This window comes from Veillonella sp. S13053-19 (genome assembly GCF_002959835.1).
GTDB classification, from domain to species: Bacteria; Bacillota; Negativicutes; order Veillonellales; family Veillonellaceae; genus Veillonella; species Veillonella rogosae.
In genome coordinates this window covers 24,782-48,979 of record NZ_PPDA01000008.1, presented here as the reverse complement: position 1 = coordinate 48,979, position 24,198 = coordinate 24,782, and the positions used below count along the sequence as shown (strand labels likewise).

Genomic DNA, 24,198 nt, shown 5'->3' with positions numbered 1-24,198 from the left:
AATTGATAATTAACCTAAAGCGACAGGAATACTACCATCGATACCCGCTTGTTCCAACTCAGCTTGGATCATGATGGCACATTCAATACGTTTCTTTTGTAGACGACAACCAAATTCATACGGAGTTTCTAAGTCGCCACCTAATGTAATATTGTTAGCATGACAACCACCAGAACAGAAGAATTTAGCCCAACATTCAGCACATGTTGGTTTTGAGAATACATGGGTGTTACGGAAATCTTTAGGGATTTCTGTATTTTGCAAGCCCTCATACACATTACCAATTACGAAACCGTCTTTACCAACGAATTGATGACATGGGTAAATATCACCATTTGGAACAATTGCCATATATTCATGACCTGCACCACAACCACGAAGACGTTTTGCCATACATGGACCGCGGTACAAATCCATACGGAAGTGGAAGAAGTTAAACTTCTCACCCCAACCTTCTAATTGACGTTCCAAATAGATATCTGCCAATTTTTCATATTCTTTTTCAAGTGCAGGCCAATCTTCTTCACGAAGAACATAGTCCCCTTCTTCACCTACAACAGGCTCCATGGACAAATGTTCAAAGCCAAGATCAGACATAGCCATAACATCTTTAGTAAAGTCTAAGTTTTTATGCGTATATGTACCACGCACATAGTATTCTAAACCATGACGTTGTTTTACGGCATTGATAAGGTTTTTCGCAATATATTTATAAGACTCGGCACCACTACCTGCTACTGGTCGCATTGCATTATGAACGGATTCACGACCGTCCAAGGATAATACAAGACTCATCTTATGCTCATTTACATAGTCAATTTTATCTTGTGTTAAAAGCATGCCGTTCGTAGTTAATGTAAGCTTAAAGATTTTATTATGCTGTTCTTGAATGGACTCAATGTATTCAACGGTTTGTTTAACAACATCCCAGTTCAATAGCGGTTCTCCACCAAAGAAGTCTATTTCACAATGTTGACGAGGACCACTCATTTTAATGAGAAAATCTACCGCCCGTTTTGCTACATCAAAGCTCATTAACTCACGTTTTACACCGCCGTAATCACCTTGGCTAGCAAAGCAGTATTTACATGCTAAGTTACAATCATGCGCAATATTAAGACATAAAGCCTTAACGATAGGCTTTTCACCTACTACAAGTTTAAATTCTGTACTCATTGGAGCAAATAATTGTTCTGCTTTAATGAGCTCATCTAACTCATCCATAATCTCATCGAGTTCTACTGCATCTTCTTTAGCATCTAACGCAGCATGTACCGCATCGCGATTTGTGCCATCATATATGTCAAGAACTCTATCGATGAGTTCGTCGATAACGTGAATAATACCGCTATTTACATCTAAGCAATAGTAGTTATCCTTCATCCGAAACTTATGGATCATTGGTTTTAATTCTAACATGGTACCTCCAATTGATATGTATGGTAAAAGTTCTAGTATATAGAACTTTCTAGATAATTGTACCACATTTCTAACGTAAAGGTTATGAAAAGAGTCATAAAGATATACCATACAAGGTATGTATTATAAACATAAATCAGAACCACCCGTAAAACGGGTGGTTTGCTCACGGGCTATAAGCCCGTAGTACTAGGCCAGCGTCTAAAGGCGCTGGCTTTCACTACGTTCAAGCCGCATAGCCATTGACTCGTAACGGTCCCCTTAAAGGGGATATGTATTACTTGCTACCCTTAAAAGGGTCCTCATATTCTTTTACACTAAGTTTATCTTTCATTTGGTCATGTAACTCTTGCTCACGTATATATTTTTTTACGGTAGCTTCATTTAATCCTACCGTACTTACATAATATCCCTCGGACCAAAAGTGTCTATTTCCAAATTTATACTTTAAGTTTGCGTGTTTATCGAACATCATTAGCGCACTTTTACCCTTTAAATATCCCATAAAAGATGAAACTGATATTTTAGGTGGAATTAACACTAGCATATGCACATGATCTGCCATAAGCTCCCCCTCTATAATCTTGACGCCCTTATATTCACATAAACGTCTCAGTATTTCACGTAAACTATTTCTGTATTGATTATATATAACTTTACGTCTATACTTAGGTGTAAATACTATGTGGTATTTGCATAACCATTTTGTGTGCGCAAGGCTCTGTGTCTTTGTTGCCATATAAAATCACCTTTCTTTTGTATATAATGCGGCTTGAACACCTACATTATACTTAAGCAAGGTGATTTTTTTGTATAACTTTCGTTGCCGCACCCGCATAGCGGGTGGTTTTATGATTCGCGACTACGTCGCGAACCAGTCTAAAGACAATAATAAAAAAGGCCCGCTAAGCGAGCCTCTTTATTATTTTTGTTTGCAAACTTGATTACCAACTGTGCAGCTTGTTTTGCAAGCGGATTGGCAAGATGTTTGACATTCCCCACAACCGCCAGTTTTAGCAGTTTTTTGTAAGGATTCAGTGTTGATAGTACGAATGCGTTTAGCCATGGTTATCCTCCTCAATACTTATCGAATGATATTTATTTTATCATATTTATAAAAAGCCTGTAAAATACTTATTTCGTTAAGTTTTCTTCTCTTACGATAGCTTCTTTAGTTTCTACTGCAGTAGTTCCAGCTAATTCAGGTTCTTTAGCTTCTGTTACAGTTACATCTTCACCTTTAGTTTTCTTAGGCTTATCTTTACGCAATACTTTACGCAATGCCATGGCAACTGGTGTAACGATAACAGCCGCAAAAACAGCCTCTGGAATACCATGAGTAGCAGATAAGAAAAGAATAGATCCTAACACTTGATCTGGGCTAAGGTTCATTTTAAGAGCAAACATATCTGCGTAAAGCAAGAAGATCAAGCCCATAACCATGATTGTATGGAAGATTGTGCCCATAAATGCGGTAACGATAATACGTGGGCCTTGAGGCACTTTCCACAATACTAGATATACTAAATATGCTAAGATTGGGAACAATACACGAGGCAACACAGAAATTATGGGATTGATAAATAGTGGAGATAATATGTTAGGCGCTGTAATATTTTGCCACAAACTATAGCAACCAAAAATAAAGCCTACAAAGCCACCTACCTTAGGACCCTCTACAATGGCACCAATCAATGTTGGTACATGTAGTGTTGTTACATTGAGTGGTCCCAATGGGATGATCCCATAGCCAGATAAGCCTAAAGCAATCGTAATACCGGCCAATAAACCGATAATGGTAAGTTCACGAATAGTAATACTACTTTTCTTTTGTTTTTCAGCTTTTGGGTTCTCCATAGGATTTCTCTTTTCATTATCTTGGATTGATACAGTTGAGTTATCATCCACTAGACGTTCATTGTTGTTCATAAATCCTCCTTCGCTCTCATTCCATTCTGGATATAAGTCGAAACTAGAAATTAAATACTTTCACGGCGTTGTGAAATAATACCACGCTCTACCAATGCACCAATAATTACAGCCACACCTATCATACCAGCCTCTAAAATAGCTGGCGTTATAAATACAAGCGGATTACCTTGGTACGTTGGGAAAACGGTAGGAACTAAAGATAAAATAAATTCAGGAATGTAGCCGCCATATAAAATATGAGCGTTCATAGCAAGCCACATAGCTGCAGTAATAACAATGCGCAATAAACGCACACCTTTATATGCTAAATCACGAGGATATAAGTAAAATACAAATACCAATAAAGATACTAGCAACAAAACAAGCTCAGCAAATAATATATTTACATTCATTGATGATGCATACATAAAATATACCATGGGATCTTGCAAATCAATATGTAGAATGGAACCGATATATAAGAACGGAATCGGTATAACATAACCAATTATATCGAGGGCTTCATCGATCATACCCCAACGGTGGGTACGGTTAAAAAACTTTGTTCCTAGTAAACCGCATAGTTCAATAAGAACTTGAACAATAAAGTACACTACAAATAGTAGTAATGCTTTAGTTATACCATTGCCTATATTAAAGCTAAACGGCGTATGAAGAAAAGAAAATACAGTCCACCACGCCCAGCTATATGTATGATAGCCCATATGCAATGGCAAGTCATCATTAAATTTAGCATTCTTTAGTCGGCGCACCATAAAGGGTATCACCAGTGATAATACAGGAAATACTAATACTGGCAATGATAAGGCGCCACTTAATGACAGTACTGTTGTAACGGCACTAACAAAGAGCGCGCAAATAAAGGTAAATTGCCAAAAACTTTTATTCATTACGGCCTCCCACTAATCGAGTTAAACCGTAAGCAACAATTAGACTAATGGTAACACCAATATACATAGACACTAAAAAAGCCACATCTCTGCCTACAGTTGGCCAGCCCCACAACATAGATAAATCTACACCTAGGAAAATGCCTTTGTATGCAATGCCATGAATGGCAATCCAACTCACTAGGTAAGCAATACGGCTTATAGATTTACCATCACCAAAGGTACTGTCTTTAAACGATAAATACGCCCAAGGCATAAATAGGGATAACAACAAATACCATACTAATGCTACTGTCGCACTCGATCCATTATGAATCATATACGCAATAATCGGAATTACCACGATAAATAGATTCAAATAAAAAGATCGTTTACAAATATCTATCAAAATGTTCATATAGATCTCCTATGATATGTAATCTCTTTGTATTTTACAATAATCAAGGATAAATGTCATCAAAAAAGAAAAACCTCCACACCGGTAAATACTTACCAAGTATGGAGGTCTTTAATTAAGCTACTACAGAATCAGCTGTTACATCAATTGTAGGAACAGTTTCCTGTTGTTCTTCTTTCTTCAACAATGGAGTCATGCTTTCTAAGCCGATACCCAATGTGAATAGATTATGCAACCATGCTGTTTGGCTTGGCGGCATAATACCGAGTACACCACCACCTACAAGAGCACCATTGAAACCAACGATACCATTGTAATTTGCTTTGATGCGTTTCATCAATGCCATAGAAATGCGGCGTAAATCTACAAGAGCTTGTAAGTTATCGGAAGAAATAGTAACGTTCGCAATCTTTTGAGCGATTGGAGCACCTTCATTCATCGCAATACCTACATGAGCTTCAGAAATAGCTGGGGAGTCATTGATGCCATCCCCTACCATCATAACAGTATAGCCTTCAGCTTTAGCTTGTTTTACATAAGCTGCTTTATCTTCTGGTAATACTTCAGCATGTAATTCATCAATACCGAGTTCGTCAGCTACACGTTGTGCATTACGTTTCGAGTCACCAGTCATCATGACAATCTTTTTAATACCCAAAGTGTGTAAATCAGCTATAACTTGTTTTGCTTCCTCTCGAACAGGGTCTTTAATACAAATAACCGCTGCTAATGTACCCCCAATAGCGAGGTAAATATGAGAAGATGAATTTGGTAAATTGTTGAATTTTTCTTGTTCATCTGCAGGAATTTTTGTCTTTTCATCATCAAAGATGTAGTGAGCACTACCAATGCGTACACGGTAGCGACCGACTTTAGATGCAATACCATGAGCTACAACGTATTCTACATCGGAGTGCATTTCCTTGTGAGGCAAGTCATGATCCTTAGCAGCGCGTACAATTGCTTTTGCCATGGAGTGAGGGAAATGTTCCTCAATACATGCAGCTAATTTCAACATTTCATCTGCATCATGACCGTTGAACGGGATGATTTGTTCAAACTCAGGTTCTGCTTTTGTAAGAGTACCAGTTTTATCGAACACAATCATATCTGCTTGTGCAATTTGTTCTAAGAACTTACCACCTTTAACAGTGATACCGCGTTTAGATGCTTCTTGCATAGCGGAAAGTACTGCCAATGGAATAGATAATTTTAGAGCACAAGAGAAGTCAACCATAACGAAAGACAATGCTTTCATTACATTTCGAGTCAACAAATATGTTAAACCAGCACCAATAAAGCTAATTGGAACTAATTTATCTGCCATGCGGTATGCTTGTTGTTCCATACCAGATTTCATTTGTTCAGACTCTTCAATAAGGTTAACGATCTTTTCGTAACGAGATGTTTTAGATGTACTACGTACTTCTACAATAGCTTTACCGTCTTCTACAACAGTACCTGCATATACAGAACTGTCTTGATCGCGACGAACCGCTTCTGGTTCACCAGTCATGGAGCTTTCATTAACAAGAACAACACCATCGATAACGACGCCATCCAATGGAATCACTTCGCCTTGACGAATGATAATTTGATCGCCTGCTACAACTTCGTTAACTGGCTTGCTCACTTCAATGTCGTCAACCAAAACCCATACTTTATCTACATTCAAAGACATGCTTTGAGCGAGATTCAATACAGATTTACGGTGAGTCCATTCTTCCAAAATATCGCCAATACCCAATAGGTACATAACAGCACCAGCTGTAGGGTAGTCTTTTTGAAGTAATGCAGCACCAATAGCTACGCCATCAAGTACTTCTACGGTTAACTTACGTTGCCACAATGTTTTAATCGCTTTACCGATAAATTTAATACCATCAAACCAAGCCCATGCAGCTGCAATAGGTGCCGGCAACACTGCTTTTTTACCTAAGTAAAGTGCAGTACGGTTGATCATCATTTCACGGTATTTTTTATTTACCAAGCGAGGAGAATATTCGTTCAAAGCAGGAGCTTCAGACAAGTCTAAATCGCGTAGACCTAGCACTGCTTCACGCACAGCATCAACATCGCCAGTATGTTTAATGGCGATTTGACTGCTACGAGTGTAGAAGGTTACATCTACAATTGCATCATTAAGGAGTAATGTATCCTCTACATAAGCTGCTTCAGCCTCTGTAAAGTGATGACCAGTTACCTTAACATGCAAGCGATTTCTGAGTTTTTTTACTACAGAAAATTGTAACATATGTGCAATCCTCTAATTATTTGTTTTCTTCAAAGATTTCTTCGTTGCGTGCTTCGTTGATTTCTTGAGCTTCTGCCAATACATCAGATGCGGATGCTTGTACTTTTTCAGCTGTTTCTAATACAGTTTCTTTAGCGCGAAGGCCAGCTGCTACGATACCAGCATATACTTTTTTAGCGTCTTTAGAAGTTAACACTTTAAGACCTACAGTACCCAATGCAAGACCTGCTGCGAATAAGTTAGCGTTTTTAAGATTTTTTTGATCGATGTTGAACATGATAATATTCCTTTCTACTAAATATGATAAAAAATTTAATTACTATATTTGAAAAGAGGAGCCATTATAGAGACTCCTCTTCTCTTCCAATAACTTGAGTGTTGTTCTGATTACTTATCAGCTCGTTTAATGCCTAACGCTTTATTGGAACCATCACAACTGCAGCTTCCACCACAACTAGATGATTTGCCGGAGTCAGATCCACCGCCGCCACAGCCGCAGCCACCTTTACCGCCAACTTGTTTAAACATTTTAAAGCCAATATAAGCTAATGCTAGAACAACTATGAGTCCTATAACAAGATTATCCATTATTATGCCTCTTTCTCAATATCAACTAAATCACAATATCTGTCTTAGTGATAAATAAGATAAAAGCAATATCAAAAGGATATTTCCCTTTTCTCATTATCATTTAACCACGAATATTGATAATTAGCAAGTATTATTTTCAAATTAACTATAACTAAATCGCAATTATTCAATGCAGTTCTTTCAACCACCTATAAAGTGGCTAAAATACTGTATTTAATGACTCACGAATTAGAAACCTAATGCAAGGCCTACATTGTAGAAGATGAAACATGCAATCCAAGCAAATGTGTTTTCATAGAAGAACATGAATGCAACCCATTTCCAAGAGCCAGTTTCACGTTTGATAACTGCTAATGTTGCCAAACATGGAGGATAGATTAAGATGAACAGCATCATTGTTAAACCGATTAACGGTGTGAAATGAGGGTCATTTTGTAAGTAATCAGTCAATGGAGCTGGATTTACATCATCGCCACCAACAGCGTAAACAGTACCTAATGTAGAGATAACAACTTCTTTAGCCGCTAAACCAGCTACTAATGATAGGCCCATTTTCCAATCAAACCCCAATGGTTCTAGCACTGGGTTGATAGCTTTACCAAAGGATGCTGCATAGGATTGTTCAATTTTTTCCGCAGCTTGTTCTTTACCAAGTTTGTCATTTTCAGCATCTAAGTTAGCACTGTTTTTATACATTGCCCATGCTGCTGGGAACAAGTCTTTATTTTTATCTTTAATATCATTGAATAATTCAGGTGCTGCAGAATCAGCTTCTACAGCTACTTCAGGTTCATCTTCTCCTGCGTTCTTAGCAGCATCAGTAGCATCTTGTACAGTAGCTTTCATGTCTTCTACAATTTTATCAACTGCATCCTTTTGGTCATCTGTAGTGATACCGAATTGAGCTAATGTAGCTGTATCTTTTACTTCGTACTCTTGAGCAACTTGTTCTTTCATTGCATCGTAATCTTTGGAGTATTCTACATCCATTGGGTACGCAGTGATGACCCAAATCAAGATGGATGCGGCCATGATGAATGTACCAGCTTTGATGATATACAACTTAGCACGTTCATACATATGCAGCCAAGTAGCTTTCAATGTAGGCAAGTGATAAGGAGGTAATTCCATTACAAATGGTTCAGCCTCACCAGAGAAAATAAATTTGCGGAAGATTTTCGCAAAAATAATACCGAAGATGATCCCCAAGAAGTATACAGAGAATACAACTAATGTACTATCCCAACCATTTGGGAAAAACGCATTTGCAAACAAGATATATACTGGTAAACGAGCAGAACAACTCATGAATGGTGTAATCAAAATAGTAACCATTCGATCCTTATAGTTATCAAGGATACGAGCACCCATTACGGATGGTACGGAACAACCGAATCCCAATAATAAAGGAATAAAGGATTTACCATGCAAACCACAAGCGCGCATTACGCGGTCAATAACGAAGGCTGCACGAGCCATGTAACCAGTATCTTCCAAGAAGGAAATACCAAGGAATAGCAATAGAATCAATGGTAAGAAGGAAAGTACGGCACCTACACCGGCGATAATACCGTCAGATACGAGTGACTGTAGTTGGCCCGCTGGAATAGTCTGAACTGCATAAGCTTGTAATGCAGCGAAACCATTTTCGATCCAACCTTGAGGAATACCACCTACGATGTTTACGAACGCAAACAATAGGTACATAACAATCATAAAGATTGGTAAGCCCCAAATACGGTGCGTTAAGATTTTATCATAACGATCGGAACGTGTTTCTATCTCTTTTGGAGCTTGTGTTAAAGATTGGTTATATACTTCAACAGCATAACGATGGCGATATTCTTGGAATACTATATCAAGATCAACTTGATCTTTTATTTCTTCACGGATAGCTGCTGCCTTTTGTAGAACTGCTTCTGTATTCGCAAAGCCTTTAACTTTTTCCACCACATCTGGATCGTTTTCTAATAATTTAATAGCGATCCAACGTAGTGGATACGTTACTGTACCAGCTTCTTCAAGTGCTGCTACTAGTTCAGCAATTTTGCCTTCTAATAAATCACCATAATTAACTGTTACACCAGGTGCTTTTTGAGAATCAGCTACGCTAATTGTTGCTTCTAACAACTCTTTTGTACCAATATTTGTACGACCTACTGTACTAACGATTGTAGCGCCTGTTAATTCAGCCATTTTTTTAAAGTCGTATTTGATACCCATTTCTTCAGCAACGTCAGCCATGTTTAGAGCAATAACCATTGGCTTTTCAAGTTCCAACAGTTGTGCCGCTAAATACAAGTTACGTTCCAAGTTAGATGCATCAAGGACGTTTACGATTACATCTGGATTATCGTTTACGATTACATTTCGAGCTACTAACTCATCCAAGGAACGTGCTGTTAAACTATACGTACCTGGTAAGTCAATAAATAATAAATCACGACCATTAAAATTAGTATGGCCTTCTTTCTTTTCTACCGTAACGCCGGCATAGTTACCAACGTGTTGCTTCGCCCCTGTGATATTGTTAAACATTGTAGTCTTACCACAGTTAGGGTTACCCGCTAAGGCAATACGAATTTGCCCTTTTTCTGCCATATAGACCTCCTATTATACCTCTACATCAATCATACCAGCTTCACTTGTACGAAGTGCTAATTCAAAGTTTTTAACTTTAACTTCTACTGGATCACCCAAAGGGGCAAACTTCATAACATAAATTTTTGTACCTTTAACAAGGCCCATGTCAATCAGACGATGTTTAACATTGCCACTGCCATGTAGAGCAACAATAAGACCAGACTCACCTGGCTTCATGTCTTTCAATTTTTTGATAGCCATACTACACCTCCTATGTATATTTTGTACCTAACAACCTCATATTAACCACACCAAATAAGAATGCGTATTAATATCTTAAACTATTATATCAAATCAATCATTAATTTCAACAATTATTATCAATTTTAAGGTTATTTTCTATCTTATATATATATTTTTTTCTCATATTAACTATGAATATTATTTTATTATGATTCAAGATAACCCCATTGGGTATAGTATTTACCTCTCTACACTTAATTCATAGTAGAAATATAAAATAAGAAAAATTACTAAGATTATCATTACTGATAACTTAATCATTCTCATTTATCCCTTTAAACTCTATTTTAATATTTATATTTTAATGTTTTTCATTCTCATAAATATTCATTAAATCGTTGTTTTTCGATTTATTATCAATTAGTTGTGATTTTAATATAATTTCACACCTATTTTATTTAAAATTCATCTATGATTTCCCGCTAATAATACTACCAAGGATAACAATTCAATTTATTTGCCCCTGCTATGTGCATAAGGTATAATTAATATAATATGTATTATAGAAAGGACTATCCATGAAATCTTTTAAAACTTTAGGCGTTTGCGATGAGCTTATCCAAGCCCTACAAAAACAAGGTATCAAGGAGCCCACGCCAATCCAAGAACAATCCATTCCTGTGGTATTTAAAGGGAATGATGTTATAGCAAAAGCTCAAACAGGCACAGGCAAGACTCTTGCCTTCTTATTGCCTATTCTTCAACGTGTACATACAGATGTACATCAAGAACAAGTGCTTATCATTGCACCTACACGTGAACTTATAAAACAAATCGCAGATGAGGCGAAAGAAATTGGAGCTATTCTAAACGTAGATATCCTACCTCTTATCGGCGGTAAAACAATTGAAGCCCAATTACAACAACTAGGTCGTCGTCCACAAGTGATTTTAGGTACACCAGGTCGCCTACTAGATCACGCGAAACGAGGTTCTTTACATTTAGATTGTATTCGCCGTGTTGTACTAGACGAAGCAGACCAAATGCTTCATATGGGTTTCTTGCCTGATATTGAAAGTCTCATCAGTCAAACAGATGCGAATAGACAACTATTACTATTCTCTGCAACGATTCCAGACAAAATTCGTAACCTTGCAAAGGCATATATGTCTAAGCCAGTTTCTGTTACAGCTGAAGGTAAACATGTTACCCTTGAATCGATTGATCAACGAGTGTATATGATGAACCCTGAAGAGAAAACAGAACGTCTCATCAAAATGATCGAAGAAGATAATCCGTTCTTAGCCATCGTTTTCTGTAATAAACGAGAAGGTGCCGTTCGTCTATCCTATGAACTAACTGCAGCTGGTCTTAACATCGCAGAAATGCACGGTGACTTAACACAAGGCCGTCGTACTCAAATTTTGCGAGACTTTGCTAAAGCCAAAACACAAATCTTAGTAGCTACAGATATTGCAGCTCGTGGTATCGATATTGAAGGTATTACTCATGTATATAACTATGATGTACCTCGCGATATAGATTACTACATCCATCGTATTGGCCGTACTGGTCGTGCTGGTAATTCTGGTGTGGCCGTAACCTTTGCAACACCACAAGATGAATCTTGGTTGCGACGCATCGAGCGTGCCATTCAAGCAACGCTTACAAAATACACTAAAGATGGTCAAATCAAAACTAAGGGTAACGCAAGTGCTGCACCAAAACGTGCAAAAGCAGCAGCTAAAGCTAAAGTAAGTAGCTCTTACCAAGCTACTAAGGCTAAGGCCCACAAAGCACGTGGTCATAAGGGTTCCAACACACGCCAACGCCGCACATCTACATCTCAAACAGGACGTCGTGGCAAACGTAGATAATACAACATATATATTGATTGTTTAGTAAACGAAGATATTATTGCTCTTCAAAGAATATATCAACAAAAAAGACGCGCACAGCATAGCTGTACGCGTCTTTTTATTGTCAAACTACATTAGTAGTTTCTATATATTATTATATATATTTAACTATAATAGATTAATATTTACTTATTCACGTAAATACTTGGTACTCCATCTACATCGGAGCACTGAGTTTTACATTGAGATCGATTACTACAAATCCAGCTTATTCGACCTCTCACCTCTTGCTTTACAAAATAACCTTGTTTACATCGCGGACATTTATATTGTTTATCGTCATCAGATATTTCAATATTACTTTCACCATTAGGATTTACACCTTCAACAGGTTGCGTATGCTTACATGCAGGATAATTGGTGCAGCCTAAAAAGGCGCCAAATTTACCATTCCGCTGTTGCAAACGGCCCTTATTACACTTCGGACAAATAGGTAAAGAAGATATATCAACGTCAGTATTATCCATAGGGCGTTTCCGATTTTGATTCGTTATAGTGCGAACCACATTAGGCATCATCTGACCAGAACTGTCTTGTTTATCAAAGCCCAGTTTATCAATCAAATGTTTCAAAAACTTAATCTGATCAGACAAGAAAGAATCTAATGTATCCTCTCCTTCACTCATGAGCGCCAATCGTTCCTCCCATACAGCTGTTTCATCAGGATATAGCAATTCATCAGGCAATGCATCAACTAAGAGATAGCCCGTTTCAGTTGGTGATAACACTTGCTTCTTTCCCGATGTTTTCATAAATCCACGACTGATGAGCTCGTCAATAATATTAGCACGAGTCGCCTCCGTACCAATACCAGACACCGCTTTTAATTGCTTTTTCAAGTCTTCATTTTTTACAAACTTATGAATTTCCTTCATTGCTTGTAACAAAGTAGACGGCGTGAAGCGAGATGGTGGCTTTGTTTGCTTCGCCTCTACAGAGGAATCCGTAAATAAAACAGTGTCGTTCTTTTTAACGGCTGGCAAGTGATCCGCCTCTTCAAGAACTTCTTTTTTAGGATCTGATTCGGCCCCACTTTCATCGGTTAAATCCGGCTCCTCATTATCTGTTGTAGACTTAGACTTTTGTCGTTTATAGAGTATCTTCCAGCCTTCTTCAATAACCACACGACCATTAGCAACAAACTCTTCTTTACACTGCTCTACTATAATTTTAGTTTGCTCATAAACATGCTCTCCATAAAACTGAGCAATATAAGCTTGGCTGATGAGGAAATAAATATTTCGTTCCTCACGAGATAAGCTATTTATATTACAAGCAACCGTAGTGGGAATAATAGCATGATGGGCCGTAATTTTCTTTTCATTCCAAGCGCGGCTCTTAATAGAGCGGTCAGCATCACTAGCCCACTGTGCTAACCGCTCATCACCTGCATTCTGTAAATTGTTGAGAATCGCATTACGATCACCATATTGATTCGGTGGTAAATATTCACAATCAGAACGAGGATAGGTGGTCAATTTCTTCTCGTATAATTTCTGTGCCGTATCAAGCACAGTTTGCGGATCATAGGAAAATGCTTTACCGGCCAATACCTGTAAGGATGACAAGGATAATGGTAGCCTCTGTGCATCTTTCTTCTTTGATTTAGTAACAGCCTTAATAATGCCATCTGGACCATCTTTCAACTGTTCAACTAATGCATCAGCTATAGCCTTATTGATGAGACGACCATCAGGATCTAAGCCTTTCTGCTCATCTGTAGGTTGCCATGTAGCCCAGAATACACCATTAGGATGGTTATACAAAACTTTTACAGTAAAATAGTCTACTGGCTTAAATGCAGCTAACTCTCGTTCTCTACGTACAACGAGCGCCAAAGTAGGTGTCTTAACTCGCCCTATAGGCAATGTCACCTTATTGCCCTTATAACGTTCAGCTAAAGTATATGCTCGAGATAAATTCATACCGATAAGCCAATCTGCACGAGCTCTTGCCAAAGCCGATTGATATAAATTATGAAAGTCCTTATTATCTCGTAAATCATTAAGAGCAGAACGAATAGATTTTTCATCGAGCGCATTTAGTAGAATTCTCTGTACTGGCTTTGTATTACCGACATAGTACAATACTTCGTCAACTAAAAGTTGCCCTTCCCTGTCCGGGTCACCTGCATTTACGATCATATCCGCTTTACCGATCAAGTCTTTTACCGTCTCAAACTGTTGGCGACTGCTATCTGTAACGAGTAGTTTCCACTCATCTGGCACAATCGGCAGATCTTGAGGGCGCCAACGAATATATTTATCGTCGTAATCGCCCGGTTCTGCTTGATGTAATACGTGACCAACCACCCAAGTCACTACATCATCACCTTGGATAAAATAGCCATTCCGCTTTTGGATATTTTTATTTTCTGGCAAGCATTTACTAATTTCGCGAGCCATGGATGGCTTTTCTGCAATAAATAACCGCATGGTCCCCCTCCTTAACATGAAGATAACGGCTAATCCCCAAGCCGTTCTATGAAATCTCATTATACTACAATTTAGTGGTCATAACTAGAAAAATCATGTATAATTTTTACGATATAGACTGTAAAAGTAGAACTGTAATATATATCTACTTATACAAACATACTAATAGAGGTGAACCATGACATTTTTAGAAGAAGTACAACGTCGTCGTACGTTTGCTATCATATCTCACCCGGATGCGGGTAAAACAACATTAACAGAGAAATTACTATTATACGGTGGTGCCATCCACTTAGCGGGTTCCGTAAAGTCTCGTAAAACTGCAAAACACGCTGTATCTGACTGGATGGAAATCGAAAAACAACGTGGTATTTCCGTAACGAGTTCCGTGTTGCAATTTGACTATGACGGTTGTCGCGTAAATATCCTCGACACGCCTGGTCACCAGGACTTCTCCGAAGATACGTACCGTACATTGATGGCTGCTGATAGTGCTGTCATGCTTATTGACGTAGCAAAAGGCGTGGAAGCACAGACGAAAAAACTATTTGCCGTATCTAAAGAGCGCGGCATTCCTATCTTTACGTTTGTAAACAAAATTGACCATTTCGGTCGTAGTCCATTTGACTTGATGGAAGAAATCGAAAATATTCTTGGCATTCGTACATGCCCTATGAACTGGCCTATTGGTATCAATGGCGAGTACAAAGGTGTATACGATAGAGAACATGAAACTATCGAGCTCTTTGCAAAAGATGAAACACATGGTCAAGAAAAACTAGCCTCTGAAAAAGGTGCTTTAACTGATCCTCGCATGAAAGAGTTATTAGGTGATGATGTATACCAAGCCTTGCTTGATGATATTGAGTTGCTTGACGTTGCAGGCGATCCATTTGACTTTGATAAGGTTCGTGCCGGTGAATTGACACCAATGTTCTTTGGCTCTGCTATGACAAACTTTGGGGTAAAACCATTCTTAGAAAAATTCTTAGAATTGGCGCCATCCCCTGCTCCACGTCAAGCTGTAGAAGAAATAGTACAACCTACTAGCGAAGACTTCTCCGCCTTAGTATTTAAAATCCAAGCTAATATGGACCCTAACCACCATGACCGTATCGTATTCATGCGTATCTGCTCTGGCAAATTTGAAAAAGGCATGTCCGTATTACATCGACAATCCAACAAAACGATTCGCCTATCTCAACCTCAACAATTCTTAGCTACAGAACGTACTATCGTGGAGGATGCATATCCTGGCGATATTATCGGTGTCTTTGATGCTGGTACAATGGGCGTAGGTGACACACTATGCGCACAAAAACACAAAGTAACCTTCGGTGACTTCCCTGTATTCCCACCGGAATTCTTTGCTCGCGTATCTCCAAAAGATACGATGAAGCGTAAGCAATTCCAAAAGGGTATGACTCAATTGGCGCAAGAAGGTGCGGTTCAAATCTTTGAACAACCAGGTGCGCTTGACTCCTTCGTAGTTGGCGCCGTTGGTATGCTTCAATTTGAAGTATTAGAATATCGCCTCAAAAATGAATATGGTGTAGATTTACTAAATCATACATTGCCATATAGTGTAGCTCGTTGGATTGACGGGGAGGTAGATATAGCATCCTTAAAGGGTGTTGATAATGCAATGATCGTAAAAGATAATCGCGATCGCACTGTAGTCCTCATCTCCAACGAATGGCAAATGGGTTGGGTACAAGAACGTAATCCAGATGTTACCTTCTTAACTACACCTAAGCTACATCATGATCTATAACAGCTATAACTTCTAATTATTTTATATATTAGTATATACATTTTAGTTATACCCTTATATGTATATACGGGTTAAATTTACCCCATATGACTTCAAGAAACTAAGCAAAATAAGACTATATAAGAATTTTAAAATTTAAAACTGGAATATATTTCATAGAATTATAAATTTAAGAAATATATTCCAGTTTATTTTTTTATATGTAGGAGGAAAATCACAGATTTAAGTCGAATATATATATTATGATTATGTAGGTAGGTAATTTATAATATTACTTTTTGACATATCATGTATGCTATGTATATAATTATAAATAGTTATATATACTTATATATACTTATATACATATTATTATAGGTTTTAATGTTGTTGTGAGTGTTGTAAAGAAAATATATAAGATTTTTATACAGTGTATATTCTATATTATTTTTCGACCATTCATGATACCATAAAATATAGGTTTATTTTTTTAAAGGAGTGATTTTATGCCACTGATTGACTTAGCCTTAGTCAACAATGTATGGACTTTAAAACTGTCCATGATCCAAACCGTAGGTCTCGCTGTTATTACCTTGTTCATAGGTACTTGGATTAACAAACATTCACAATTCTTACAAAGAATGTGTATGCCTGCACCTGCTGTAGGGGCCCTTCCATTTGCATTTTTAACTGCTATTCTTTCTTATTACAAGATTTTAAACATTACATTTGAAGGCTCTCTACAAACATTCTTAATGCTCGCTTTCTTTACTACTATCGGTTTGATGGCTTCCTTGAAAGTCCTCAAAAAAGGCGGCATTTTCATTCTCTTCTTCTTCCTCGCTTGTGCAGTATGGATTGTTGTTCAAAACACAGCAGGTATTATGATTGCTAAAGCGTTAGGTATTGAACCAATCATCGGCATCATGGCAGGTTCTGTATCCATGATCGGCGGTCTTGGTACAGCTGGTGCCTTCGGTCCGTATTACGAACAATTACTAGGCATCCCTGGTACAGCATCTGCTGCAGTTGCAGCCGCAACATTCGGTATGGTTGCTGGTACAATCTTAGGTGCTCCTGTAGGTGAACGCATTATTAAAATGCACAAAGTAAAAACACCTTATCAAAATCCTGAATTATTTGAAGCTGACGGCATTGACATGAGTGAAGCTCAAGTTGAAATCGGCGGCAAACAATTCAACTCTCAAGATCTTTTAACAATTTGTATGTGGATTGGTCTTGCACTTGGTATTGGTACTATCGTAAGTGCTGGTTTATCCGTTCTTACTCCACTACCAGCATACATCGGCGCAATGATTTGTGCGGCTGTAATTCGTAACGTTGGTGACTACACTAAAGCTTACAAAATCAATGACTCTGCACTTGACGCAGTATCTAACGTAGCATTGTCCTTATTTGTAACAATGGCTATCAACAGCTTGAAACTCGTTCAATTAATCGATCTTGCATTACCACTTATTACAATTTTACTAGCACAATGTGTACTTATCTGTGTATTTGCATACCTTATCTACTTCATCTTTGGTCGCAACTACGATGCTGTTATGCTTGGCGCTGGTGCCATCGGCTTCGGTCTAGGTGCTACACCAAATGCGTTGGTTAATATGTTATCCTTGGCAGGCAAACACGGTCCATCCCCTCGTGCATGGCTCGTAGTTTCCTTGGTAGGTGCATTCTTAATCGACTTTGCAAACGCCTTCCTCATTACAACAATGGCAGGCTTCTTGTACTAATAAAAAGGACCCATTCGGGTCCTTTTTTATGAAAAAATCGTATTAGCATAAAAAGAGCGTATTAGAATGATATGTTATCAATCTAATACGCTCTTTATGCATTTACTATTTAATTAAAGAAGCCCATGCATTGGCTACATCGGCAAATTCTTGAAGAGTAAAGGTCTCGCCTCTTCGTTGACCGTCGATATTTGCTTTTTCTAACAGCTCTTCAATTCTATCTTTTGATAAGCCCGTTGTTTTCATCGTATTAGCAAATGTTTTACGACGTTGCGCAAAACCAGCTTTTACAACGTGGAAGAATAGTTTCTCATCAATTACATCTACCGGTGGTTTATCTCGCAACACGCAACGAATTACAGAACTTGTTACCGCTGGTGCAGGCAAGAAAGATTTAGGCGGTACATCTAGAACAATATCTGGCTCCGTATAATACTGAACAGCCACAGACAAGGCACCATAGTCCTTTGTACCAGGCTGTGCTACCATGCGCAAAGCAACTTCCTTTTGCACCATTACAACGAGGCGCTCAATTGGTAATTTGCTTTCCAATAGAGACATAATAATAGGCGTTGTAATATAATACGGTAAATTGGCAACCACCTTAAACGGTTTATGGTTCATGATGGTGGGCACATCTAGTTTCAATACATCACCATGAACGATGCGTACATTGTCATAAGATGCTAATGTTGTATCTAGCACTTCCAATAGACGACGATCTAGTTCAATGGCCGTTACATCCGCCCCACTTTGTGCTAAACCTTGAGTCAGAGTGCCAATACCAGGACCAACCTCTAGTACAGGTTCACCAGGTGTTAACTCCGCAGCACGAACGATTTCATCCACAATGCCGCGTTTAATAAGAAAGTTTTGCCCTAGCTTTTTACTCATTTTAATGTCGAAGCGTTTACATATATAATGCACTACCTCAGGGCTTGCAATTACTGATTCTAACATCTTAACTCCTATTTCAAACTATTTACTGCCTCTTCATAAGCATCTCGTGTTATACCGTAATGATTTAACCGATATAAGAATTGCTTACCATTTCCGTAGCCAATCCCTAATTTTGCACCAATAACAGCTCGTCGAGCTGCGCTATCTGGCATACCTGACAGTCCATGGCGCACTAAATCCACCATGGAAAATTCATTGGATGATTCTAAAGACTCTACATGTAATGTAGATAAAGCCTTTCTAATGGATTCTGGAGATGCTTGTTCTATGCCAATATCATCATTTGCAAAAGCTTCGTCACGAGGGACAAAGGCATGTTGTGCATTGGGGAATTTTTTCGTTAATACACGACGAATCCGCTCCCCTGCCGTATCAGGATCTGTTAGTATGATGATGCCTCGCTTTTCATAAGCAACGCGAATCATATCGATAACACCTTTTCGAAGGGTAAAACCTTCAGTTGCTATGCAGTCAGCCTCTACAGCTTGAGCAATGCGTTGGATATCAGATTTTCCTTCTACGACGATGACTTGTTTTAGCATAGGTCCTCCTTTATTCTATTAGTACATTGTAACACATATATAACATTGCTTAAATACTTATAATCGAGTAGTATTAATAGTGTAATATATAAAAGGAGGCCAATTATGACCTTACAACAATTAAAGTATGTCACAACAATTGCCAATATAGGTAGTATTAGTGAAGCTGCCAAGAGATTATTTGTATCTCAACCTAGCCTTACAAAGGCTATTAAAGAATTAGAAAAGGAAATGGGCATTACCATTTTCGATCGTACCAATAAAGGGATTACTGTTTCTAAAGAAGGGGAACGTTTCCTCGGCTATGCACGCCAAGTCCTTGAACAAGCAGCCCTTTTAGAGGAGCAATATAAGAGTCAAAGCGGTGGGAAGAAACAATTTTCCGTTTCTACACAACATTACTCCTTTGCAGTTAACGCCTTTGTAGAGCTTTTAAAAGGTGCAGGCATCGATCAATACGATGTATCCTTACGTGAAACACAAACCTATGAAATCATTGACGACGTAGCTCATATGAAGAGTGAAATCGGCTTGCTTTATTATAATGATTTCAACCGTCCTGTATTAGAAAAATTAATTCACACTAACGAATTAACCTTTACAGAGTTATTTACGGCTCACCCTCATATCTTCATCGGTAAAACACATCCATTAGCTAATAAAGATGTAGTGTCCATGGATGAATTAGAAGAATATCCATATATCTCCTTTGAACAAGGGGATCATAACTCCTTCTATTTCTCTGAAGAAATTTTCAGTACCGTTGTACGTCCAAAACACATCCGCGTTCGCGATAGAGCATCTTTATTTAGTCTATTACTTGGACTTGATGGGTACACTGTATCTAGTGGTGTAATCGACAAAGAGGTTAATGGTGAAAACATCATCTCTGTGCCACTTGCAGAAGAAGGCTTGATGCACATTGGCTATATTACTAACAACAAAATGCAACGCAGTCGTTTAGGCCAAGAATATATTCAAGCCTTAGAACAATACGTTGGCGACTATGGCAGACATATTCAATTGCCAGACGATAAAAAATAGTTAGAGAATTATAGTAATAATAGAGTTGTACATTTTAATAATTCTAGGCGAATTAAATAATTGTATTAAATAGTATATTGAAAGCACTCTTCTGAAATGAACTGCCCCAAAATTGGACACAATTTTGAGATGCAGCTCATTTCAGAAGAGTGCTTTTTTATACCTTGATATAACTTAATAAACAAATTTATACGTCTATATAGCTTTATGTTATATACAACTCTAAGATATAGATATTTTTAAATATACTCATGCTTCGTTATAATAAACCTATCGAAATTATCGGTTTTACCGTTTATATAAGGAGGATTACTATTATGTCCAAACAATTAGCACCTTTCCACTTTGATATTGTAGGTTCTTTCCTACGTCCCGAAGAATTAAAAGAAGCTCGCGAAGCTTTCAATAATGGAAATATTTCTAGAGAAGAATTAACAGCCGTTGAAGATCGTCTCATTACAGAGCTCATTCAAAAACAAAAGGCTGCTGGTCTACCAGTTATTACAGATGGCGAGTTTCGTCGTGCCTATTGGCATCTAGATTTCATGTGGGGATTTAACGGCGTAAAAGAAATTGAACTGGAACACGGTTACAAATTCGTCGGTCAAGAAACAGCGCCGGGCTCCCTTGCCCTTACTGGCAAAATTACGGGGACAAACCACCCATTCGTTGAACATTTCAAATTTGTAAAGCAATTTGAAGACGAAAATACTACGGCACGTCAAACAATCCCAGCCCCATCTCAATTCTTAGCGGAATTATTCCGTGAGGATAACGGCATTACCACACGCTCCTTCTACCCTGATTTAGAAGAACTCATTCAAGACATTGCCGCTGCGTATCGTCAAGTTATCAAAGATTTGTATGACGCTGGTTGCCGCAACATCCAGTTTGATGATTGTACTTGGGGTATGTGCTGTGACCACGCTTACTGGACAGGTCGTCAAAAAGACAAAAGCGTAACCATTGAGGGCGAAACAGCTAAATATTTGCGCTTAAACAATTTGGCCCTAGAAGGTCGCCCTCAAGATTTAGCCTTCACTACCCATGTATGTCGTGGTAATTACAACTCTACTTGGGCTGCTAGCGGCGGTTATGAACCAATTGCCCCTATTCTATTTGCCAAAGAAAATGTAGATGCTTATTACCTAGAATTTGACGATGATCGTTCCGGTGGCTTTGAGCCATTGCGCGAAGTATCTCCTAACAAGAAGGTCGTATTAGGTCTAATTACATCTAAACGTCCAGAATTAGAAGACAAAGAAGTTATTAAAAAACGCATTCAAGAGGCTACACAATATATTCCTCTCGATAGACTTTGCTTATCTCCTCAATGCGGCTTTGCTTCTTGTGAGATTGGTAACCAATTGACCGAAGAGGAACAATGGGCTAAACTAGCATTAGTTAAAGAAATAGCTCAAGAAGTATGGGGTGATTAAATGAATGAACATACTATATATTTAGGAGGCGGTTGTTTCTGGGGCCTGCAAGGATACATCAAAAAAATCGAAGGCGTCCTTTCGACTGAAGTAGGCTATGCCAATGGCACTACTGAAAATCCAAGCTATGAAGATGTATGTCACAATAGTGGCCACGTTGAAGCCCTCAAGGTGACCTACGATGCAGACACACTTTCCTTGGACTATTTGATTCAATATTTCCTACGTGCTATCGATCCATTTAGTATTAATAAACAAGGCGGTGACGTAGGTATTCAGTACCGTACTGGTATTTACTATACGGATACAGCAGATAAATCTATTATTGAAAGCACCTTAGCCCGTGCGCAAGCCTTTGAAGGCAAACCCTTTGCTATCGAGGTGTTACCTTTAGAGAACTACTACTCTGCGGAGGAGTATCATCAAGATTACTTAGATAAAAACCCTAACGGTTATTGTCATATTCCATTAGGCCTATCCGATGAGCCACTTATCGATGATAATGCGTATAATAAACCATCTAAAGAATCTTTAGATGCACTATCACCACAAGAGTATGAAGTTACCCAAAATTCTGCTACTGATGCTCCTTTTAGTCACGAATTAACAGATGAATTTAAAGCAGGTCTCTACGTAGATATTACTACTGGAGAGCCCCTCTTCGTATCATCACATAAATTTAATTCCCATTGCGGTTGGCCAAGCTTTACAAAGCCAATCACTAAGGATGTTATTAAATACTATCAAGACGATTCTCATGGTATGAATCGTATTGAAGTGCGCAGCCGCATCGGTAATGCTCACTTAGGCCATGTATTTGAAGATGGGCCTAATGGCTCCCTTCGCTACTGTATCAATGGATCTGCCTTAACCTTTATTCCTAAAGAAGAGTTAAAAGGTACAAAATACGAATATCTTTTACCGTATATCGAAGATTAAATAACAAAAGACGACTTACAAATGTAAGTCGTCTTTTTTAGTATTTTTAACATAATTTAGTCTAAAACGTACACTGTTACGTCTTGACGCCCAAACTCCATAGCCTCGCCGTAGGAGTCCATTACAAGGTCAATTTTATTGCCTATAATAGCACCACCTGTATCAGCTGCAATAGCCTCACCGTAGCCTGGAATAAACAAGCGTGTACCTAATGGAATAACATCAGGGTCAACAGCAGCAATACCACGAACTGCAGGAACACCTGTAGCCGTAATACCTAAGCCATCACCATCGCCTGCTAGGTAAGCAGATGCTTCCATTACGATAGCCCGAGATGCACGCCCCGCCACATTACGAGACGTAGTCACTTCACGGGTACCTTCTTTAATAATAGTAGGAACCATTGCGCGTTGTGTTACTTTAGATACGTCATTTGTTTTAATAACTGTACCATTGCTATATAATGTTTCACGTTGTACTCGTTCCAAGCCAGGTTGACCAACTTGAACAACCTCTTCTTCGCCTTTAGCCATAGTATCGTCTTTTTGACGAATAACTTCAATAGCAATTTCTTGATCTACTGTAGATAAAGAACGACTTGTTACTTGAGCAATTGTAATATGTGTACCACTTAATACAGAACCATTTAGATCACCTACAACTACATAGTTAGGTGTTTTAAAGCCAAGCTCATTAGCAACGCCTTGAGCCGTAGTTTCTGTAGTGAAAACAGCTCTAGTTCTACCATTCACAGTTACATACACTGGAACAGCGCGAACAACAGTTAATGTTGTACCATTTTGAACTGATGTAGAGCTGGAAATAACTTTATCATTTGGATTTAATTTAACCCCAGCGTCGCGTACGATGCCTTCGTTAGAATTTAAATGCGTTCTAACAGTGTGTGCTGCACCATCTACCATAACGGTAACGGTTTTATCATTATAAGAAAAACCTGTCATAGTTACAGCTGTTACAATCAATCCTGCAACAACAGACGAAATATATCGTTTGTGTGTCTTATGAATTCTCATGTTGTAATCCCTCCTGTAATGGTATTATTCTACTACAGATAGATATAACCTGTCAAACCCATTAGGTTAA

At 38.3% G+C, this 24,198-nt stretch carries 21 protein-coding genes; 6 read left to right on the top strand and 15 right to left on the bottom strand.

Annotation, left to right across the window (positions count from 1 at the left end; genetic code table 11):
• Positions 1-9 precede the first annotated feature (9 nt).
• From scfB to VEHSUH06_RS03635, 11 genes are all read right to left on the bottom strand, one after another.
• Entirely contained in the window at positions 10-1,419 is a 1,410-nt protein-coding gene (gene scfB / locus VEHSUH06_RS03685; RefSeq protein WP_105097812.1) for a thioether cross-link-forming SCIFF peptide maturase, read from the bottom strand.
• Positions 1,420-1,696: 277 nt separating this feature from the next.
• On the bottom strand, positions 1,697-2,158 hold the full coding sequence (gene tnpA / locus VEHSUH06_RS03680; RefSeq protein WP_005380067.1) for an IS200/IS605 family transposase: 462 nt from the start codon (positions 2,156-2,158) through the stop codon (positions 1,697-1,699).
• A gap of 183 nt (positions 2,159-2,341) precedes the next feature.
• Complete coding sequence (gene scfA, locus VEHSUH06_RS03675) at positions 2,342-2,485, bottom strand: six-cysteine ranthipeptide SCIFF (protein ID WP_004693318.1); 144 nt, start codon at positions 2,483-2,485, stop codon at positions 2,342-2,344.
• Positions 2,486-2,553: 68 nt separating this feature from the next.
• Positions 2,554-3,348, bottom strand: a complete 795-nt coding sequence (locus tag VEHSUH06_RS03670) for an ECF transporter S component (RefSeq protein WP_105097811.1) — start codon at positions 3,346-3,348, stop codon at positions 2,554-2,556.
• A 50-nt stretch (positions 3,349-3,398) separates the two neighbouring features.
• Positions 3,399-4,241: a hypothetical protein gene (locus VEHSUH06_RS03665; RefSeq protein WP_105097810.1), complete on the bottom strand. Its 843-nt coding sequence runs from the start codon at positions 4,239-4,241 to the stop codon at positions 3,399-3,401.
• Positions 4,234-4,638: a hypothetical protein gene (locus VEHSUH06_RS03660; protein WP_105097809.1), complete on the bottom strand. Its 405-nt coding sequence runs from the start codon at positions 4,636-4,638 to the stop codon at positions 4,234-4,236. Before VEHSUH06_RS03660 ends, VEHSUH06_RS03665 begins: the two co-directional genes overlap by 8 nt.
• Positions 4,639-4,753: 115 nt before the next feature.
• Positions 4,754-6,892, bottom strand: a complete 2,139-nt coding sequence (locus VEHSUH06_RS03655; RefSeq protein ID WP_105097808.1) for a heavy metal translocating P-type ATPase — start codon at positions 6,890-6,892, stop codon at positions 4,754-4,756.
• A 16-nt stretch (positions 6,893-6,908) separates the two neighbouring features.
• Complete coding sequence (locus VEHSUH06_RS03650; protein WP_004697111.1) at positions 6,909-7,169, bottom strand: DUF6110 family protein; 261 nt, start codon at positions 7,167-7,169, stop codon at positions 6,909-6,911.
• A gap of 110 nt (positions 7,170-7,279) precedes the next feature.
• Positions 7,280-7,480 (bottom strand): FeoB-associated Cys-rich membrane protein, encoded by a 201-nt coding sequence (locus tag VEHSUH06_RS03645; protein WP_054747687.1) that lies wholly within the window; start codon positions 7,478-7,480, stop codon positions 7,280-7,282.
• A 231-nt stretch (positions 7,481-7,711) separates the two neighbouring features.
• Positions 7,712-10,084 (bottom strand): ferrous iron transport protein B, encoded by a 2,373-nt coding sequence (feoB, locus tag VEHSUH06_RS03640; protein ID WP_105097807.1) that lies wholly within the window; start codon positions 10,082-10,084, stop codon positions 7,712-7,714.
• 12 nt (positions 10,085-10,096) lie between these two features.
• Complete coding sequence (locus VEHSUH06_RS03635; protein ID WP_105097806.1) at positions 10,097-10,327, bottom strand: FeoA family protein; 231 nt, start codon at positions 10,325-10,327, stop codon at positions 10,097-10,099.
• 560 nt (positions 10,328-10,887) lie between these two features.
• On the opposite strand from VEHSUH06_RS03635, the gene VEHSUH06_RS03630 reads away from it, so the two are divergent.
• Positions 10,888-12,186, top strand: a complete 1,299-nt coding sequence (locus VEHSUH06_RS03630; protein ID WP_105097805.1) for a DEAD/DEAH box helicase — start codon at positions 10,888-10,890, stop codon at positions 12,184-12,186.
• A 167-nt stretch (positions 12,187-12,353) separates the two neighbouring features.
• Here the strand turns inward: VEHSUH06_RS03630 and VEHSUH06_RS03625 are convergent, their stop codons facing one another.
• Positions 12,354-14,663 (bottom strand): DNA topoisomerase 3, encoded by a 2,310-nt coding sequence (locus VEHSUH06_RS03625; RefSeq protein ID WP_105097804.1) that lies wholly within the window; start codon positions 14,661-14,663, stop codon positions 12,354-12,356.
• 178 nt (positions 14,664-14,841) lie between these two features.
• On the opposite strand from VEHSUH06_RS03625, the gene VEHSUH06_RS03620 reads away from it, so the two are divergent.
• Together VEHSUH06_RS03620 and VEHSUH06_RS03615 are read left to right on the top strand one after the other, a co-directional pair.
• Positions 14,842-16,437 carry a peptide chain release factor 3 gene (locus VEHSUH06_RS03620; RefSeq protein ID WP_105097803.1) on the top strand — a complete coding sequence of 532 codons (1,596 nt, stop codon included), beginning with the start codon at positions 14,842-14,844 and terminating at the stop codon, positions 16,435-16,437.
• A 485-nt stretch (positions 16,438-16,922) separates the two neighbouring features.
• Positions 16,923-18,170, top strand: a complete 1,248-nt coding sequence (locus VEHSUH06_RS03615; protein ID WP_105097802.1) for a sodium/glutamate symporter — start codon at positions 16,923-16,925, stop codon at positions 18,168-18,170.
• A 105-nt stretch (positions 18,171-18,275) separates the two neighbouring features.
• On the opposite strand, the gene rsmA is transcribed toward VEHSUH06_RS03615, so the two are convergent.
• Entirely contained in the window at positions 18,276-19,130 is an 855-nt protein-coding gene (rsmA, locus tag VEHSUH06_RS03610) for a 16S rRNA (adenine(1518)-N(6)/adenine(1519)-N(6))-dimethyltransferase RsmA (protein WP_105097801.1), read from the bottom strand.
• An 8-nt stretch (positions 19,131-19,138) separates the two neighbouring features.
• Positions 19,139-19,672 (bottom strand): ribonuclease M5, encoded by a 534-nt coding sequence (rnmV, locus tag VEHSUH06_RS03605; RefSeq protein WP_105097800.1) that lies wholly within the window; start codon positions 19,670-19,672, stop codon positions 19,139-19,141.
• Between the two features lie 105 nt (positions 19,673-19,777).
• Here rnmV and VEHSUH06_RS03600 point away from each other — a divergent pair, with 105 nt between their 5' ends.
• The 3 genes from VEHSUH06_RS03600 to msrB all read left to right on the top strand — a co-directional run bounded on the left by VEHSUH06_RS03600 (position 19,778) and on the right by msrB (position 23,094).
• On the top strand, positions 19,778-20,716 hold the full coding sequence (locus VEHSUH06_RS03600) for a LysR family transcriptional regulator (protein WP_105097799.1): 939 nt from the start codon (positions 19,778-19,780) through the stop codon (positions 20,714-20,716).
• Positions 20,717-21,033: 317 nt separating this feature from the next.
• Positions 21,034-22,155 (top strand): 5-methyltetrahydropteroyltriglutamate--homocysteine S-methyltransferase, encoded by a 1,122-nt coding sequence (locus VEHSUH06_RS03595; RefSeq protein WP_105097798.1) that lies wholly within the window; start codon positions 21,034-21,036, stop codon positions 22,153-22,155.
• Positions 22,156-23,094 carry a peptide-methionine (R)-S-oxide reductase MsrB gene (msrB, locus tag VEHSUH06_RS03590; protein WP_105097797.1) on the top strand — a complete coding sequence of 313 codons (939 nt, stop codon included), beginning with the start codon at positions 22,156-22,158 and terminating at the stop codon, positions 23,092-23,094.
• Positions 23,095-23,150: 56 nt separating this feature from the next.
• On the opposite strand, the gene VEHSUH06_RS03585 is transcribed toward msrB, so the two are convergent.
• Positions 23,151-24,128 (bottom strand): 3D domain-containing protein, encoded by a 978-nt coding sequence (locus tag VEHSUH06_RS03585; protein WP_105097796.1) that lies wholly within the window; start codon positions 24,126-24,128, stop codon positions 23,151-23,153.
• Between the last annotated feature and the right edge of the window lie 70 nt (positions 24,129-24,198).

Bases quoted from the DNA above. Each gene is read 5' to 3' on its own strand.
- scfB (WP_105097812.1), bottom strand. From the start codon at position 1,419: ATGTTAGAATTAAAACCAATGATCCATAAGTTTCGGATGAAGGATAAC.
- tnpA (WP_005380067.1), bottom strand. From the start codon at position 2,158: ATGGCAACAAAGACACAGAGCCTTGCGCACACAAAATGGTTATGCAAA.
- scfA (WP_004693318.1), bottom strand. From the start codon at position 2,485: ATGGCTAAACGCATTCGTACTATCAACACTGAATCCTTACAAAAAACT.
- VEHSUH06_RS03670 (WP_105097811.1), bottom strand. From the start codon at position 3,348: ATGAACAACAATGAACGTCTAGTGGATGATAACTCAACTGTATCAATC.
- VEHSUH06_RS03665 (WP_105097810.1), bottom strand. From the start codon at position 4,241: ATGAATAAAAGTTTTTGGCAATTTACCTTTATTTGCGCGCTCTTTGTT.
- VEHSUH06_RS03660 (WP_105097809.1), bottom strand. From the start codon at position 4,638: ATGAACATTTTGATAGATATTTGTAAACGATCTTTTTATTTGAATCTA.
- VEHSUH06_RS03655 (WP_105097808.1), bottom strand. From the start codon at position 6,892: ATGTTACAATTTTCTGTAGTAAAAAAACTCAGAAATCGCTTGCATGTT.
- VEHSUH06_RS03650 (WP_004697111.1), bottom strand. From the start codon at position 7,169: ATGTTCAACATCGATCAAAAAAATCTTAAAAACGCTAACTTATTCGCA.
- VEHSUH06_RS03645 (WP_054747687.1), bottom strand. From the start codon at position 7,480: ATGGATAATCTTGTTATAGGACTCATAGTTGTTCTAGCATTAGCTTAT.
- feoB (WP_105097807.1), bottom strand. From the start codon at position 10,084: ATGGCAGAAAAAGGGCAAATTCGTATTGCCTTAGCGGGTAACCCTAAC.
- VEHSUH06_RS03635 (WP_105097806.1), bottom strand. From the start codon at position 10,327: ATGGCTATCAAAAAATTGAAAGACATGAAGCCAGGTGAGTCTGGTCTT.
- VEHSUH06_RS03630 (WP_105097805.1), top strand. From the start codon at position 10,888: ATGAAATCTTTTAAAACTTTAGGCGTTTGCGATGAGCTTATCCAAGCC.
- VEHSUH06_RS03625 (WP_105097804.1), bottom strand. From the start codon at position 14,663: ATGCGGTTATTTATTGCAGAAAAGCCATCCATGGCTCGCGAAATTAGT.
- VEHSUH06_RS03620 (WP_105097803.1), top strand. From the start codon at position 14,842: ATGACATTTTTAGAAGAAGTACAACGTCGTCGTACGTTTGCTATCATA.
- VEHSUH06_RS03615 (WP_105097802.1), top strand. From the start codon at position 16,923: ATGCCACTGATTGACTTAGCCTTAGTCAACAATGTATGGACTTTAAAA.
- rsmA (WP_105097801.1), bottom strand. From the start codon at position 19,130: ATGTTAGAATCAGTAATTGCAAGCCCTGAGGTAGTGCATTATATATGT.
- rnmV (WP_105097800.1), bottom strand. From the start codon at position 19,672: ATGCTAAAACAAGTCATCGTCGTAGAAGGAAAATCTGATATCCAACGC.
- VEHSUH06_RS03600 (WP_105097799.1), top strand. From the start codon at position 19,778: ATGACCTTACAACAATTAAAGTATGTCACAACAATTGCCAATATAGGT.
- VEHSUH06_RS03595 (WP_105097798.1), top strand. From the start codon at position 21,034: ATGTCCAAACAATTAGCACCTTTCCACTTTGATATTGTAGGTTCTTTC.
- msrB (WP_105097797.1), top strand. From the start codon at position 22,156: ATGAATGAACATACTATATATTTAGGAGGCGGTTGTTTCTGGGGCCTG.
- VEHSUH06_RS03585 (WP_105097796.1), bottom strand. From the start codon at position 24,128: ATGAGAATTCATAAGACACACAAACGATATATTTCGTCTGTTGTTGCA.